15 protein-coding genes and 1 riboswitch are annotated in these 14,665 nt (G+C 62.9%); of the genes, 9 read left to right on the top strand and 6 right to left on the bottom strand.

Features of this window, described 5'->3' with window-relative positions; translation table 11 throughout:
* The first annotated feature begins 51 nt into the window (after positions 1-51).
* The 4 genes from QQJ96_RS23265 to ykgO all read left to right on the top strand — a co-directional run bounded on the left by QQJ96_RS23265 (position 52) and on the right by ykgO (position 2,078).
* Positions 52-285 carry a type II toxin-antitoxin system Phd/YefM family antitoxin gene (locus tag QQJ96_RS23265; protein ID WP_284334426.1) on the top strand — a complete coding sequence of 78 codons (234 nt, stop codon included), beginning with the start codon at positions 52-54 and terminating at the stop codon, positions 283-285.
* Positions 282-677 carry a type II toxin-antitoxin system VapC family toxin gene (locus tag QQJ96_RS23260; RefSeq protein ID WP_284334425.1) on the top strand — a complete coding sequence of 132 codons (396 nt, stop codon included), beginning with the start codon at positions 282-284 and terminating at the stop codon, positions 675-677. The genes QQJ96_RS23265 and QQJ96_RS23260 overlap by 4 nt, the downstream gene beginning before the upstream one ends.
* 300 nt (positions 678-977) lie before the next feature.
* Positions 978-1,889 carry a LysR substrate-binding domain-containing protein gene (locus QQJ96_RS23255; RefSeq protein WP_284334424.1) on the top strand — a complete coding sequence of 304 codons (912 nt, stop codon included), beginning with the start codon at positions 978-980 and terminating at the stop codon, positions 1,887-1,889.
* A 63-nt stretch (positions 1,890-1,952) separates the two neighbouring features.
* Positions 1,953-2,078, top strand: a complete 126-nt coding sequence (gene ykgO / locus QQJ96_RS23250) for a type B 50S ribosomal protein L36 (protein WP_010342887.1) — start codon at positions 1,953-1,955, stop codon at positions 2,076-2,078.
* Positions 2,079-2,227: 149 nt separating this feature from the next.
* Here ykgO and greA read toward each other — a convergent pair whose 3' ends face one another.
* From greA to carA, 3 genes are read right to left on the bottom strand one after another with little or no spacing between them, the layout of a single operon-like run.
* Positions 2,228-2,704, bottom strand: coding sequence for a transcription elongation factor GreA (gene greA, locus QQJ96_RS23245; protein ID WP_284334423.1), 477 nt, complete (start codon positions 2,702-2,704; stop codon positions 2,228-2,230).
* Positions 2,701-5,928 carry a carbamoyl-phosphate synthase large subunit gene (carB, locus tag QQJ96_RS23240; RefSeq protein ID WP_284334422.1) on the bottom strand — a complete coding sequence of 1,076 codons (3,228 nt, stop codon included), beginning with the start codon at positions 5,926-5,928 and terminating at the stop codon, positions 2,701-2,703. The genes greA and carB overlap by 4 nt, the downstream gene beginning before the upstream one ends.
* Position 5,929: 1 nt before the next feature.
* On the bottom strand, positions 5,930-7,057 hold the full coding sequence (carA, locus tag QQJ96_RS23235) for a glutamine-hydrolyzing carbamoyl-phosphate synthase small subunit (protein WP_284334421.1): 1,128 nt from the start codon (positions 7,055-7,057) through the stop codon (positions 5,930-5,932).
* Positions 7,058-7,279: 222 nt separating this feature from the next.
* On the opposite strand from carA, the gene QQJ96_RS23230 reads away from it, so the two are divergent.
* The 5 genes from QQJ96_RS23230 to QQJ96_RS23210 all read left to right on the top strand — a co-directional run bounded on the left by QQJ96_RS23230 (position 7,280) and on the right by QQJ96_RS23210 (position 11,333).
* Positions 7,280-7,978, top strand: coding sequence for a 2OG-Fe(II) oxygenase (locus QQJ96_RS23230; protein ID WP_284334420.1), 699 nt, complete (start codon positions 7,280-7,282; stop codon positions 7,976-7,978).
* A 39-nt stretch (positions 7,979-8,017) separates the two neighbouring features.
* A complete protein-coding gene (locus QQJ96_RS23225) occupies positions 8,018-8,767 on the top strand; it encodes a prolipoprotein diacylglyceryl transferase (protein WP_284334419.1) in 750 nt (249 codons plus the stop codon).
* A complete protein-coding gene (locus QQJ96_RS23220; RefSeq protein ID WP_284334418.1) occupies positions 8,752-10,188 on the top strand; it encodes a radical SAM protein in 1,437 nt (478 codons plus the stop codon). The genes QQJ96_RS23225 and QQJ96_RS23220 overlap by 16 nt, the downstream gene beginning before the upstream one ends.
* The gene (locus tag QQJ96_RS23215; RefSeq protein ID WP_284334417.1) at positions 10,185-10,505 is read left to right on the top strand and encodes a hypothetical protein; all 321 of its coding nucleotides are present in this window, start codon (positions 10,185-10,187) and stop codon (positions 10,503-10,505) included. Before QQJ96_RS23220 ends, QQJ96_RS23215 begins: the two co-directional genes overlap by 4 nt.
* 75 nt (positions 10,506-10,580) lie before the next feature.
* Entirely contained in the window at positions 10,581-11,333 is a 753-nt protein-coding gene (locus tag QQJ96_RS23210) for a tetratricopeptide repeat protein (RefSeq protein WP_284334416.1), read from the top strand.
* 10 nt (positions 11,334-11,343) lie between these two features.
* Here the strand turns inward: QQJ96_RS23210 and QQJ96_RS23205 are convergent, their stop codons facing one another.
* The 3 genes from QQJ96_RS23205 to dapB form a co-directional block, all read right to left on the bottom strand.
* The gene (locus tag QQJ96_RS23205) at positions 11,344-12,345 is read right to left on the bottom strand and encodes a sodium:calcium antiporter (RefSeq protein WP_284334415.1); all 1,002 of its coding nucleotides are present in this window, start codon (positions 12,343-12,345) and stop codon (positions 11,344-11,346) included.
* Between the two features lie 92 nt (positions 12,346-12,437).
* Positions 12,438-12,575: riboswitch (yybP-ykoY riboswitch) on the bottom strand.
* Positions 12,576-12,697: 122 nt separating this feature from the next.
* Complete coding sequence (locus QQJ96_RS23200) at positions 12,698-13,747, bottom strand: glycerophosphodiester phosphodiesterase (protein ID WP_284334414.1); 1,050 nt, start codon at positions 13,745-13,747, stop codon at positions 12,698-12,700.
* 93 nt (positions 13,748-13,840) lie between these two features.
* On the bottom strand, positions 13,841-14,644 hold the full coding sequence (gene dapB, locus QQJ96_RS23195) for a 4-hydroxy-tetrahydrodipicolinate reductase (protein ID WP_284334413.1): 804 nt from the start codon (positions 14,642-14,644) through the stop codon (positions 13,841-13,843).
* Positions 14,645-14,665: the final 21 nt, after the last annotated feature.

Below are 14,665 nucleotides of genomic sequence, written 5' to 3'. Positions count from 1 at the left end.
GTCACATTTGATTAAATTATGACCATGGTCATGTGACTATGGGAGATGATCATGGAAGGCAACCAGGTTTCCAAATCGGAATTCAAGGCAAGAGCACTCGAATTCTTCAGGCACGTGGAGGCGTCTGGCGAAAGCGTGATCGTGACCGATCATGGCAAGCCGGCATTGGAAGTGCGTCCGTACCGTCGCAGTGAACGCCATCCGCTTGATGTGCTGCGCGGATCAGTGGTCCGCTATAGCGATCCCATGGCGCCCGTGGATGTGCCGTGGGAGGCCGCGCGGTGATCGTCCTCGATACCCATGCGCTGGTGTGGTGGGCGAACGGTGATACGGCTCTGAGCGCGAACGCGAGCAAAGCCATCGAACATGAGCTGGATGGCGGTCAGATTGTCATTTCGGCCATCTCGGCATGGGAAATCGCCATGCTCGTACAGCGTGAAAGGCTGGTGCTATCGATGGATGTCGAAAGTTGGCTAGCCACGGTGGCGCAAATCGAGGCGGTTCGTTTCATGCCGGTGGACATCGAAGTGGGCCTGAAGTCGGTGCAATTGCCCGGTGAATTTCACAACGATCCGGCTGATCGCATGATAGTGGCGACAGCACGCAAACTGGCAGTTTCACTCGTGACTCGCGATGAAAAGATCCGCAACTATCCGCACGTAAAGACCATCTGGTAGACGCTCTCTCAAGGCATGCCTGGCGTCCGCTGAGTTCACGCATGAACTCAAGCGCCATGGACTACGCCGGGCATGCATGCGATATCGCGAGGGGAAGAGAAAGGAAGCGCCCCGCTAGCGACGCGTCGGTAGTGGCTCTGGGGAGGGAGACCGAAATACCGCGGGGGGTAGCGTCGCTGCGGGGCGAGGGTCAACGCCACTCGGGGGGGAGGGGTCAGTGGCGCGACGGAGAGAATATTATGATCGACGCGATACAGAATCAAATATATATTTAGACCCCTACTTATTCGAAAGTCATATATGTTTGATTTTCGCCAACTGCGCTACTTCATCGCGGTCGCCGAGGAGCTGAGCTTTACTCGCGCAGCCCAGCGCCTGCATCTTTCCCAGCCACCACTTTCCCAGCAGATTCAAGCGCTTGAGCAGGAACTTGGGGTGCGCCTGCTGGAACGCGACAAACGCAACGTCGCCCTAACCCCGCCGGGCCGGCTGTTCCTTGAGCAGGCGCGGCATATCCTGGCCATGGCCGAGGAAGCCCGTATTCAGGTGGCGGAGGCCGCAGCGGGCTTCAGCGGCCATCTGAAGCTGGCCTACACCGTATCGGTATCCTTCCATCCCGCCCTGCCCCAGACGCTGCTGAGGCTCGGCCAGAACGCGCCCAACGTGCGCGTATGGCTAAGCGAGATGTACACCGAACCGCAGTTCTCGGCCATACGCGCAGGGCAGCTGGACGTGGGCTTCGTACGCGACGTCCCCTTGCACGAGGACGACGCGCGCGCGCTGCGGCTGGATGTGATCGATCGCGAGCCCCTGCTGCTCGCCCTGCCCGAGGGACATCGCCTGGCCGGGCGGCAAAGCGTGGAACTGATCGAGGTGGCTGGCGAGCCCTTCGTGGTCCAGCCGCGCGAACTGGCCGCCACGCTGTACGACCGGCTGGTGCGCCTGGCCGCCCGCTCCGGCTTCCACCCGGTAATCCGGCAGCATGCTCAGCAGATCAACGGGCTGCTGGCCCTGGTCGCCGCCGGCATCGGCCTGGCCCTGGTGCCGGCCAGCATGGAGGTGGTGAAGATCCCCGGGGTAAACTACGTAAAGCTGGCCGACCCGGATGCCTATCTGCTGCTGGCCGTGGCCAGCCATGCCGAAAACCCTTCGCCGGTCGTACTGCAGTTCCTGGACACCGTCGCCGAAGCCAAGGCGGCCCTGGGCTTGTGATAAGTGATTCAAATCGTTATACTTGCGCGCTTACTTTGATCCACTTCGTCCCAGGAGCCTGCCGTGAAGGTGCTTTCCTCTTTGAAGTCCGCCAAGGCGCGGCACCGTGACTGCAAGGTTGTGCGCCGTCGCGGCAAAGTGTTCGTGATCTGCAAGAGCAACCCGCGTTTCAAAGCGCGTCAGCGTTGATTGCTTGATCGCCAATGCACAATAAAAAAGCCGCTGCGAAGCGGCTTTTTTTATTGCCTGCGGGTTGTCCCGGAGCGCGTAGGCTGGGATGACAATCCCAGCATCGGCATGTCGCGTGGAAAGCTGGGATTGTCATCCCAGCCTAGACATCACTCGTAGCTGACGCCGGTGATCTCGTAACGCTTCACGCCGTTGGGCGCCCTGAACTCGAAACTGTCGCCCTCGCTCTTGCCGATCAGCGCACGGGCAATCGGCGAAGACACCGCGATCAGGGCCTGCTTGATGTCCGCTTCCAGGTCGCCGACGATCTGATACTTCACCGCTTCGCCGCTATCTTCGTCTTCCAGCTCAACGATTGCGCCGAACACGATCTTGCTGCCGGCACTCAGGCGTGACACGTCAATCACTTCGGCATTGGACAGCGCCGCTTCCAGTTCCTTGATGCGGCCTTCGATGAAACTCTGCTGCTCGCGCGCGGCGTGATATTCGGCGTTTTCCTTCAGGTCGCCGTGTGCGCGCGCTTCGGCAATGGCCGCAATGATCTTGGGACGCTCGACCGACTTCAGGCGTTCCAGCTCGGTGCGCAAGCGCTCCGAACCGGTCTTGGTGATGGGTGGGCGACTCATGCATTCAGCTCCTTGTGTAGTTCTTGCAGGCTGTGCACTTCACCACTGTCGTGGTAATCCAAGGAGTGCACCAGCGCACGGGCGCCTGCAACCGTAGTGGAATACGTGACGCGATGCTGCAGGGCTTCGCGCCGGATCGAGAACGAGTCGGCGATCGCCTGCTTGCCCTCGGTGGTATTGACGATGTAGACGATCTCGCCGTTCTTGATCAGGTCGACGATATGCGGCCGGCCTTCCAACACCTTGTTGATGCGTTCGCAGATTACGCCATGCGCGGTGAGATAGCTTGCCGTACCGGACGTAGCCACCAGGGTGAAGCCACGCGCGGCGATGTCTGCAGCGATCGGCAGCAAGCGGTCCTTGTCGGCATCGCGTACCGACACGAACACCTTGCCCTTGGGCGGGGTCTTGATGCCGGCCGCATCGTGGCCACGCGCGAACGCGGCACCGAAGCTGCGTCCCACGCCCATCACCTCGCCGGTGGAGCGCATTTCCGGCCCCAGGATCGGATCGACGTTCTGGAACTTCAGGAACGGGAAGATGGCTTCCTTCACCGAGTAATAGCCCGGAATCACCTCGCGCGTCGCACCCTGCGCTTCCAGCGATTGGCCGGCCATGCAGCGCGCGGCGATCTTGGCGAGCGCTACACTGGTAGCCTTGGAAACGAACGGCACCGTGCGCGATGCGCGCGGGTTCACTTCCAGGATGAACACCGTGTCGCCCTGGATCGCAAATTGCGTGTTCATCAGGCCGATCACCTTCAGCTCTTTCGCCATCAGCCCGACCTGGCGGCGCAGTTCGTTCTGAATCGCCGGCGACAGCGAATACGGCGGCAGCGAGCAGGACGAATCGCCCGAGTGCACGCCCGCTTCCTCGATGTGCTCCATGATGCCGCCGACCAGCACATTGCCTTGCGCATCGGCAATGATGTCGACGTCCACTTCCACCGCATGATCGAGGAAGCGGTCCAGCAGCACCGGCGAATCGTTCGACACCTGCACCGCTTCGCGGATGTAGCGCGACAGGTCCGCATCGTCGTACACCACTTCCATCGCGCGGCCGCCCAGCACGTAGCTCGGGCGCACCACCAGCGGATAGCCGATCTCGCGCGCCAGCGCCAGCGCCTCGTCGGCATTGCGCGCGGTACGGTTCGGCGGCTGGGTAAGGCCCAGCTTGGCGATCATCTGCTGGAAGCGCTCGCGGTCCTCGGCCAGGTCGATCGAATCGGGCGTGGTGCCGATGATCGGCGCGCCGGCGGCTTCGAGTGCGCGGGCGAGTTTCAGCGGCGTCTGGCCACCGTACTGCACGATCACGCCCTTGGGCTTTTCCAGGTCGACGATTTCCAGCACGTCCTCGAGCGTAAGCGGCTCGAAGTACAGGCGGTCGGAAGTGTCGTAATCGGTGGAGACGGTTTCCGGGTTGCAGTTGACCATGATGGTCTCGAACCCGTCCTCGCGCAGCGCCAGCGCGGCATGCACGCAGCAGTAGTCGAACTCGATGCCCTGCCCGATGCGGTTAGGACCGCCGCCCAGCACGATGATCTTGTCACGGTTGGTGGGGTTGGCCTCGCACTCTTCCTCGTAGGTCGAGTACATGTAGGCGGTGGTGGTCGCAAACTCGGCCGCGCAGGAATCCACGCGCTTGTACACCGGACGCACGCCCAGCGTGCGACGCAGATGGCGGATTGCCGCCTCGTCCGTGTTGATGAGTTCGGCCAGGCGCGCGTCGGCGAAACCGAGGCGCTTGAGTTCGCGCATGCGTACCGCATTGAGCGCGCTGATGCCTTGCGCCTGCACTTCCTTCTCGGTCAGCACGATGTCTTCGAACGCGGCGAGGAACCACGGATCGACGTAGCTGAGTTCATGCACTTCTTCCAGCGTCAGGCCGGCGCGGAACGCATCGGCCAGGTGGAAGACGCGATCGGGACGCGGCTCGCGCAGTTCGCGCTTGAGCGTGGCGAGCCCGGCTTCGCTGGTGATGTCCAGGCTGGTGGGATTGAGCCCGGTCTTGCCGATTTCCAGGCCACGCAATGCCTTCTGCAGCGATTCGTGGAAACTGCGACCGATCGCCATCACCTCGCCCACCGACTTCATCTGCGTGGTGAGGCGCGCGTCGGCCTGCGGAAACTTCTCGAAGGCGAAGCGCGGGATCTTGGTGACCACGTAATCGATGGTCGGCTCGAACGAAGCGGGCGTAAGGCCGCCGGTAATGTCGTTCTTCAGTTCGTCCAGGGTGTAGCCCACGGCCAGCTTCGCCGCGATCTTGGCGATCGGGAAACCGGTGGCCTTCGAAGCCAGCGCGGACGACCGCGACACACGCGGATTCATTTCGATCACCACCACGCGGCCGGTCTCGGCATTGACGCCGAACTGCACGTTGGAGCCGCCGGTATCCACGCCGATCTTGCGCAGCACGGCAATCGAGGCGTCGCGCAGGCGCTGGTATTCCTTGTCGGTGAGCGTCTGTGCCGGCGCCACGGTGATCGAGTCGCCGGTGTGCACGCCCATCGGATCGAGGTTTTCGATCGAGCACACGATGATGCAGTTGTCCGCCGTATCGCGGACCACTTCCATTTCGAATTCCTTCCAGCCGAGCACCGACTCTTCCACCAGCACCTCGTGCACCGGCGAAAGATCGAGGCCGCGCTTGACGATCTCCTCGAATTCCTCGCGGTTGTACGCGATACCGCCACCGGAACCACCCAGCGTGAAGCTGGGCCGGATGATGGTCGGGTAGCCGACGGTGGCCTGGATCTCCACCGCCTGCTCGAACGATTTGGCCACCGCCGCGCGCGGGCACTCCAGCCCGATCTCGGCCATCGCCACGCGGAACAGCTCGCGGTCCTCGGCCATGCGGATCGCTTCGCGCGAAGCGCCGATCAGCTCGACGCCGTACTTCTCCAGCACGCCGTGGTCGGCCAGGTCGAGCGCGCAGTTGAGGCCGGTCTGGCCGCCCATGGTGGGCAGCACCGCATCCGGGCGCTCCTTGGCGATGATGCGTTCCACCGTCTGCCAGCTGATCGGCTCGATGTACACCGCATCGGCCATCTGCGGATCGGTCATGATCGTGGCCGGATTGGAGTTCACCAGGATCACCCGGTAACCCTCCTCGCGCAGCGCCTTGCAGGCCTGTGCGCCGGAATAGTCGAACTCGCAGGCCTGGCCGATCACGATCGGGCCGGCGCCGATGATCAGGATGCTCTTGATGTCGTTACGTTTGGGCATCTCAGCGGGCCTCCAGCATCAGCTTGGCGAAACGATCGAACAGATAGCCGATATCGTGCGGGCCTGGGCTCGCCTCGGGATGGCCTTGGAAACAGAACGCGGGGCGATCGGTCAGCGCGAAACCTTGCAGCGACCCGTCGAACAGCGACGTATGCGTGATGCGCACGTTGGAAGGCAGCGTGGACGCATCTACCGCAAAACCGTGGTTCTGCGAAGTGATCAGCACGCGGCCGTCGTCGTGATCCTTCACCGGATGGTTCGCGCCGTGATGGCCGAACTTCATCTTCAGGGTTTTCGCGCCCAGGGCGGCGCCCATGATCTGGTGCCCCAGGCAGATGCCGAACAGCGGAATTTCCGCGGCGAGGAATTCGCGCGTGGCGGCGATAGCGTAATCGCAGGCGGCCGGGTCACCGGGACCGTTGGAGAGGAACACACCATCGGGCTCCATCGCCAGCACTTCGGCGGCGGGCGTTTGCGCCGGCACCACCGTGATCTCGCAGCCGCGCTCGGCCAGCAGGCGCAGAATGTTGTGCTTCACGCCGTAGTCGTAGGCCACTACGTTGAAGCGCTTGTCCGTTTCATGGAACACGGTGCGGTCGAGGTCATACACGCCCTCGTTCCAGTTGTAGGGCTTGGTTGTGCTGACCACCTTGGCCAGGTCCATGCCGTTCAGGCCGGGGAATGCCCGCGCCTTGGCCAGCGCCGCATCGGCGTCGATCGATTCACCCGCTACCAGGCAGCCGCTCAGCGCGCCCTTGTCGCGCAGAATGCGCGTAAGCCGGCGCGTATCGATGCCGGCGATGGCGACGATGCCATGCCGCTGAAGATAGTCGGGCAGGCTCTCGGTGCTGCGCCAGTTGCTGGCCCGGCGCGGCACGTCGCGCACGATCAAGCCGGCGGTATGCACCTTGTCGGATTCGGCATCCACCGCGTTGCAGCCGGTGTTGCCGATGTGCGGGTAAGTAAGGGTCACGATCTGGCGGGCATAGGAGGGATCGGTGAGGATCTCCTGATAGCCCGTCATCGCGGTGTTGAAGACCACTTCGCCGACGGTTTCGCCAGTCGCACCTACGGAGTGGCCGTGGAATACGCTGCCGTCTTCGAGGGCAAGCAGAGCGGGATGAGGCATGGAGGGGGCCGCCTTTTAGGTACAGCAAGGTCCGCAAGCCGCATCGAAGCAGGCTTGTGGACCTTAAGTGAAGGAAAGTCTCGGGCGGGTTGAAATGATAGGCTTCGAGCGCCTTGCTGTCCACCCGAATGAACTCCCGTAGGTGTGATGGTCATATGACGCACCGGCCATGCGCTCGCGCTAGACTGGACCGGCACTTAGCCAGGAATGCTACGAAGTTCGATGAATGCGACCGCCCTACTGCTGGACCCAGCCCGGCTCGATCGCCCGGACACGGATGTGCGCCAGCATCCCTTCCCCTTCCTGATCGCCCATGGCCAGCTGCCGGATGAATCGCGCAGCGAGCTGGAGCGGGATTTTCCCAAGTACAGCAGCGCGGGTTTCTTCCCCTATGACCCGGCCGACTGCGGCCCCTCGGTCAATGCGCTGGTCGAGCAATTGACCACGCCCCAGTTCGCCAGCGCGATCGGCCGTTATCTGGGCATCGACAACCTGGGCCAATACCCCGCCCTGGTAACCCTCTGCCGGGCGCTGAACAAGCGCCACGGTACCATCCACACCGACAGCCGCTCGAAGGTCGCCACAGCCCTGCTCTACCTCAATACGCAGTGGCCAGACACCAGCGACGGCTGCCTGCGTTTCCTCCATCGTGTCGACAACATCGACGACCTGGTCGCGCCCGAACTCAAGCCGCTGTATGGCGAATTCGCGGTCTTCAAGCGTTGCGACAATTCCTTCCATGGACACCTGCCTTACGAAGGCGAGCGCCGCGTGATCCAGGTGGCCTGGCTGACCAGCGAGCAGGAAAAACTGCGCAAGACCAAGCGCGGCAAGTTCGCCCGTGCGTTCAAGAAGCTGTTCGGCGTGCTGGATCGCAAACTCGGCGCAGGGCGCGATCGTAATGCGGCGCACCCGGACTGAAGCTTGCGCCGGTCCGGCGCGTGCATCCTGCTTGCGTCCATGACGCCCGTCGCAATTCACACCGTCTGCGAGACGCTGGCCTATGCGGTCGGCTTTCGCACTTTTTTATGGACCCGCCAGCGCCTTGCGCCCGGCGCATTCAAGCACAAGGACGAAGTGGCATGGATTGCCGTCAGCGCCATCGTCGGTGCGGCGCTAGGCGCCAAGCTTTCCTACTGGCTGGACGATCCGCTCACCGCGTTTGCGAACTTCCCCGACCTGCGCAACCTGCTGCTGGGCAAATCCATCATCGGCGCATTGCTCGGCGGTTTGTTGGGCGTGGAGCTGTGCAAGAAGATCGCCGGCATCCAGCAATCCACCGGTGATGCATTTGTGCTGCCGCTTACGGTAGGCATGTGCATAGGCCGCGTTGGCTGCTACCTGGCCGGATTGCAGGACCATACCTACGGCAACGCCACTTCGCTGCCCTGGGGCGTGGATTTCGGCGACGGCATTGCGCGCCATCCCACGCAAATCTACGAAATCCTGTTTTTGCTTGCCCAATACGCCTGGATCCACCTGCGCCGCCATGAGTTGGCGCCGGGCGATCGCTTCCGCGCCTTCATGATCGGCTATCTCCTGTTCCGCCTGCTGGTGGAATTCATCAAGCCGCTGTTCTACGCCTACCCGGGGCATATGTCCGGCCTGCAGTGGCTTTGCATCGCCGGTTTGCTCTACTACCATCGGGACCTTCCACGGATCGCGCAAATATTGTTCAAGGGGAACCGCAGCGCATGGGAGCCAAGGTAAGGCCATATCTGTTCTACGACAGCGCCGTATCCGTCTGCAGCACCTGCCTGCGCCGCGTCGAAGCGAAAATCCTGATCAAGGACGAACGCGTCTACCTCGAAAAGTGGTGCCCGCATCACGGCCGCGAACGCGTGCTGATCGCCGACGATGCGGCGTATTACCGCCAATGCCGCGAGGTGTACATCAAGCCGCCGGAACTGCCTCGGCAATTCAACACGCCACAGCATTTCGGCTGCCCGTACGACTGCGGCCTGTGTCCGGAGCACATGCAGCACTCCTGCCTGACCCTGGTGGAAATCACCGATCACTGCAATCTGCGTTGCCCGATCTGCTACGCGGAAAGCGGCCCGCATCGTCCAGGCTACCGTGACCTGGCCACCATCGAGCGCATGCTCGATGCCGTCGTCGCCAATGAAGGCGAGCCCGACGTAGTGCAGATTTCCGGCGGCGAGCCCACCCTGCACCCGGATTTCTTCGCCATTCTCGACGCTGCCCGGCAACGCCCGATCCGCCACCTGATGGTCAACACCAATGGCCTGCGCATCGCCCGCGAAGCTGATTTTGCAGCAAGGCTTGCCGACTACCAGCCCGGCTTCGAGCTGTATCTGCAATTCGATTCGCTGCGCGACGAAGTACACAAGGACTTGCGCGGTGCGAAGTTGCGCGACATACGCCTGCAGGCGCTGGAAAACCTCAACCGCCACGACATCTCCACCACCCTGGTGGTCACCGTCAAGAAAGGGCTCAACGACGAAGAGCTGGGCTCGATCATCGAATTCGCCCTCACCCAACCTTGCGTGCGCGGCGTCACCTTCCAGCCGATCCAAGCCGCTGGCCGCCTGGAAGGCTATGACCCCGAACGCGATCGCCTCACCTTGAGCGAAGTGCGTCGCCGCATCCTCGAACAAAGCACGGTCTTTCGCCCCGACGACCTGATTCCCGTGCCTTGCAATCCCGATTGCCTGGCCATGGCCTATGCTTTGAAGCTTGGCGAACAGGTACTGCCGTTGACGCGCTTCGTCTCGCCCGAAACCCTGGTCAGCAAGGGGCGCAACACCATCGTGGTCGAGCGCGATGAAGAGCTGCGCGCCCACGTATTCGAGCTGTTCGCCACCAACCATTCGCCCGAATCGCAAGCCTGCTCCCTGTCGGACCTGCTGTGCTGCCTGCCGCAGGTGCAGGCGCCGGCCGAACTCTCCTATCGCAATGTGTTCCGCGTGCTGATCATGCAGTTCATCGACGCACACGGCTTCGACCTGCGCGCGGTGAAGAAGTCCTGCGTGCACATCGCCCAGCCGGATGGCCGCCTCATTCCGTTCGACACGTTCAACCTGTTCTACCGCGACGACAAGGCGAACAAGCTGGCCGCGTTGCGGCGTGAAATCGAACAGGCCCGCGCTGTCGAGGAAGACGCGCCATGAGCGATCACCAGCCTTATGAGCCGCCGCAATCGCCGCTATCCGACCCGGAGCCGGCCCCCGGCGGCGGTTCGGTTTGGGGTGGCATCGGCCTGGCATGGCTCCTCATGGTGGTGGGCGAGATCATCATCGTTGCAACCCGCATCCCGCTCTTGGCACTGTTACCACCAGCGGCCATTCTTGTCGCCGGCATCGTCATGCTCGCCGGCAGCAACCCGCGCATCGGCAAAGGTCTATTGCTGGGGCTGGCCTCCTTCGTTGCCGTCGCGCTGCTGTTGGTCGCCGCGTGCTTTGGCATGCTGAGCGGTATCCATGAGTAAATGGGGCACAAGGCCCTGCGCCTGCATCGGGCCCATGCCCTAAAATCGTAGGTGTAAATCGCTTCGAGGGAAGCCATGTCTTTCGTGTTCCTGCTGTCCCTGGCCTTGCAGATCGCCTGTGCCGTGCACGTGATCCGCAGCGGTCGCTCGCTGTATTGGATCTGGCTGATCCTGATCGGGTCCTATCTTGCCGTGCTCGTCTACGTGTTGATCGCGGTCATTCCCGATCTGCGCCATGACCCGCGCGGGCGCACAGCGGCCCGCAGCGCGATCAACATGATCGATCCGCAGCGGCGCCGGCGCGAGCTGCAACGGCAGCTGGAAATCAGCAATACCGTGGACAACCGCCGCCGCCTCGCCGAGGAATGCCTGCAGCAAGGCGATTACGCCAACGCGCAGGAGCTATACCAGGGGCTCCTCAACGGCATGTATGCCACCGATCCGGACTTCATGCTGGGGCTGGCCCAGGCGCAAGCCGGCAACGAGCATTTTGCCGACGCGCGCCAGACACTGGACGCCTTGGCCAAGGCCAATCCCAATTACAAGTCGAACGATGGCCAACTGCTCTACGCGCGCTGCCTCGAAGAACTCGGTGAAACCGAAGCGGCGCTGGCGCAATACCGCGTGCTGGCCGACAGCTATCCAGGCGAAGAAGGACGCTTTCGCTACGGCCGCCTGCTCGGCCGCAGCCAACACCGCGACGAAGCTCGCAGCGTACTGCAGGGCCAGCTTCGGCGCGCCGAGCTGATGCCCCGCTACTACCGCCGCAAGGAACAGGAATGGCTCAAGGCGGCCAGGCTTGAACTGTCACGCCTGGGTGAATCCTGAGAGCGAGCCGTCACGCGAGAGCGTGCACGACATAAAACGCAAACACGACGTAGAGCAAACCCACCGGCAACAAAGCGCGGCCATCGACCCGACCGCGCTTGAACAATCCCCACAAATAAACGATCGCCAGCATGGTCAGCGCGCCCGACACCACCAGAGGCGCATCGAACAACCAGGGCGTGGCGAAGATCGCGAGCGCACTGGGCACGGTGGCCTGGATCATCATCGCACCGGAGATATTCGCCAGGGCAAGCCGCTCCTTGCCCTGGCGTACCCAGATCAGCGCATTCATGGTTTCGGGCAGCTCGGTGGCCACCGGACTCAGCACCAGCGCCACCAGATGCGGCGGAAGATGCACGGCCAGTCCAATGCTTTCGATCTGCGAGACGAAAACGTGCGAGGCCACCGCAATCACCAATAAGGAAATCATCGCCTGCAGCGACACGGCCAGCATCGAAGGAATCGCCGCACGCGGCTGAAACTTCAACGGCTCCAGCTCCTCGTGATCGGCCGTGTCACCCTCGTCTTTCAATTCGCGCCACACGTAAAGCGCGTAGGCCAACAGAAACAGCACGCCAAGCCATGGCTTGAACGCAAAAGCCAGCAAGCCAAGCGCGCATTTCACGATGAAGATCGAGAGGAACCAGCCCTGATCGCGCGCCAGCCGCGCATTCTTCACCTGCACATGCAGGGTGGCGCGGCCCAGGCGCTTGCGACAACTCCACAGCGCAATGCCCACCACCGCATAAGCGATCGTTGCCAACACGAGAGGGCCACCCATCGCCGCGCCGACACCAATGTCGCGCACTTCGGGCGTGCGACCCATGATCACCGCCACGAACGTCACAGCGCTTTCCGGCAATGCCGTGCCGAACGCCGCCAGCACCGTACCCGTGGCGGTCTCGCCGAGCTTGAGCTTGTGGCCCAGCCATTCGATGCTGTTGACGAAGTATTCGCAGGCTGCGTAGATCGCTGCCGCGGAAAGCAGAAACAGCAACGCGGTGATAAGCATGATCCATTCCGGGCCGGGCGAGCGCAAACCAGTGGCGCACGTACGCCGCTCGCCCGGCTTAGGATGAGCGCGTCGTGGCCAAAGGTCTCGCCGGACCGTCGCAAACCGAACGCCTGCGACAACCACCCGCGCCATGAAGCCGAGGCTTCAAGTATGTTGACGCGGGTTCCCCGATGCTTGGAGGCCTGACGGCCGCCGCACGAGGATGGCTACTCCCCAATGACAGTGAGTGGCGAGAATGCTACCGGCTTTGCCGTGGCCTCACAACACTGTGCGTCGTAGGCTGGGATGAAATCCCAGCATCGCCCTGTACGAGAAAGCTGGGATTTCATCCCAGCCTATGGGCCGCCTGCTACCGCCCGTCCACCGCCTTGCGCCCGATCGCCGGGTCGTCGGTAAAGAAAGCGTCGATCCCCGCGGCCAGATAGGCCCGGATCTCCGCCACCGAACCGGCCTCATTGAAAGTCTTCGGATCACTGCCCTGCCAGAAATTCTTCGCCTGGAAATGGTTTTCGGGGCGAAACGTATACGGGTGCAGCTCCAGGCCTGCCGCGTGCGCATCATGCACCAGCGGCGTGGGGGAGCCCAGGCTGCCGTCGGCCTGCAAGGGAATGATCGCGCGGATGTTGGGGCCGATCGCATCGGCATAAGTGGCGATCTCGCGCAGGCCCGCTGGCGTGATCATGTCGCCATAGCTCAGCTTGGCACCCGCCGCCGTCACGTCATAAGGCTGCTCATGCGCGTCATCGATCAATTGCAGCAGGCGTACATTCGGGTGGTTCTTACCCAGCTTGCCGCGCAAATAACGCAGGTTGGCGATTTCGAACGACTGGATTTCCACCGGCGCACGCTGCGTGTAGCGATGCGCAGCGATGATCGCCAGCACGCGGCCCTCCATTGGCAAGCCGATCTTCTGGAAATACGTGCCGTGCTTGATCTCCGGAATGATGCCGATGACGCGACCGCGCGTGGCCGCTTCGGTGGCGACGAAGTCGATGATTTCGTCGAAGCTTGGTACCTGGAAATCGCCGTCGTATTGCGTGCTGCGGTACTCGGGCAAACGTTCGCGCGCGCGCAAGGTTTTCAGCTCGGCAAGCGTGAAATCCTCGGTGAACCAGCCGGTGACGCGGTGCCCGTCGATCGTCTTGGTGATCTTGCGCGAAGCGAACTCCGGATGGCTGGCCACGTCGGTGGTGCCACTGATCTCGTTTTCATGGCGGGCCACCGGCACGCCGTCCTTGGTCATCACCAGGTCCGGTTCCACGTAATCCGCGCCGTCGGCGATGGCTTTGGCATAGGAGGCCAGCGTGTGCTCGGGCCGCAATGCGCTGGCGCCGCGATGGCCGATCACCAGCACCTTGGCAGCGATCGGCTTTTCGTTGGCGTGGACGCTGGCGGACATCGCTACGACTCCAAGGCAGGCGGCGAACGTGTAGGCTGGGATGATAATCCCAGCTTTCCATGCGGCGGCCGATGCTGGGATTGCCATCCCAGCCTACCTGCCGAGACGAGCTTGCAGCATATCGTCGATGGCATAGCCGCCGGACTTTCGACCGGCCAGCCATGCCGCCGCTTCCAGTGCCCCGCGCGCGAAAATGGAGCGCTCGGTAGCACGGTGACTGAGTTCGACGCGCTCGCCCTGGCCGAGCAGCAGCGCAGTGTGCTCGCCCACCACGTCGCCTCCGCGCACCACGGCAAAGCCTATGCTGCCGCTGCGGCGTGCACCGGGACGACCCTCACGCACGTATACGGCATCCTTCGCCAAGCTCGTGCCGCGCGCTTGGGCAGCGGCATGTCCCAACGCAAGCGCGGTGCCGGAAGGCGCGTCTTCCTTGCGTCCATGATGGGCCTCGACGATTTCCAGGTCCCAGTCGGGCAACGCCATGGCCGCCTCTCGCAACAAGCGCTTCAACACCGCGACACCCAGGCTGAAGTTGGCGGCGTGCAGCAGCGGGATATGCCGCGTTGCTTCATCGAGCCTGGCCTGCAGCGCAGCGTCGATGCCCGTCGTCCCTGTGACCAGGGCGGCATGCCGCGCTGTGCAATAGGCAAGCGCTTCGGTCAGCCCTTCCGGTCCGCTGAAATCGATCACGACCTCCGCCACCATGGCGCTCCAATCGTGCGTATAGCGCAGCGATGTGGGCGAATCGGAAAAGACCGGCGCCTGGTTGTGCGCCGAACTTGCGGACACCAGGGCGCCCACCAGTTCGAACCGGCTGTCCTCGCGCACCAGGGTGAGCAAGGCGCGCCCCATGCGGCCGGAGGCGCCGCTGATGGCGAGGCGAATGGGTTGGGTCATGTGGGGTGTCCTGGCACTTCT

The organism is Dyella flagellata, assembly GCF_030160275.1.
GTDB lineage: Bacteria > Pseudomonadota > Gammaproteobacteria > Xanthomonadales > Rhodanobacteraceae > Dyella_B > Dyella_B flagellata.
This window is presented reverse-complemented; position numbering and strand designations above follow the sequence as displayed.

What these genes read in the sequence shown, in the direction of transcription:
- QQJ96_RS23265 (WP_284334426.1), top strand. Translation starts at nt 52, where the DNA reads ATGGAAGGCAACCAGGTTTCCAAATCGGAATTCAAGGCAAGAGCACTC.
- QQJ96_RS23255 (WP_284334424.1), top strand. Translation starts at nt 978, where the DNA reads ATGTTTGATTTTCGCCAACTGCGCTACTTCATCGCGGTCGCCGAGGAG.
- greA (WP_284334423.1), bottom strand. Translation starts at nt 2,704, where the DNA reads ATGAGTCGCCCACCCATCACCAAGACCGGTTCGGAGCGCTTGCGCACC.
- carB (WP_284334422.1), bottom strand. Translation starts at nt 5,928, where the DNA reads ATGCCCAAACGTAACGACATCAAGAGCATCCTGATCATCGGCGCCGGC.
- carA (WP_284334421.1), bottom strand. Translation starts at nt 7,057, where the DNA reads ATGCCTCATCCCGCTCTGCTTGCCCTCGAAGACGGCAGCGTATTCCAC.
- QQJ96_RS23230 (WP_284334420.1), top strand. Translation starts at nt 7,280, where the DNA reads ATGAATGCGACCGCCCTACTGCTGGACCCAGCCCGGCTCGATCGCCCG.
- QQJ96_RS23225 (WP_284334419.1), top strand. Translation starts at nt 8,018, where the DNA reads ATGACGCCCGTCGCAATTCACACCGTCTGCGAGACGCTGGCCTATGCG.
- QQJ96_RS23220 (WP_284334418.1), top strand. Translation starts at nt 8,752, where the DNA reads ATGGGAGCCAAGGTAAGGCCATATCTGTTCTACGACAGCGCCGTATCC.
- QQJ96_RS23215 (WP_284334417.1), top strand. Translation starts at nt 10,185, where the DNA reads ATGAGCGATCACCAGCCTTATGAGCCGCCGCAATCGCCGCTATCCGAC.
- QQJ96_RS23210 (WP_284334416.1), top strand. Translation starts at nt 10,581, where the DNA reads ATGTCTTTCGTGTTCCTGCTGTCCCTGGCCTTGCAGATCGCCTGTGCC.
- QQJ96_RS23205 (WP_284334415.1), bottom strand. Translation starts at nt 12,345, where the DNA reads ATGCTTATCACCGCGTTGCTGTTTCTGCTTTCCGCGGCAGCGATCTAC.
- QQJ96_RS23200 (WP_284334414.1), bottom strand. Translation starts at nt 13,747, where the DNA reads ATGTCCGCCAGCGTCCACGCCAACGAAAAGCCGATCGCTGCCAAGGTG.
- dapB (WP_284334413.1), bottom strand. Translation starts at nt 14,644, where the DNA reads ATGACCCAACCCATTCGCCTCGCCATCAGCGGCGCCTCCGGCCGCATG.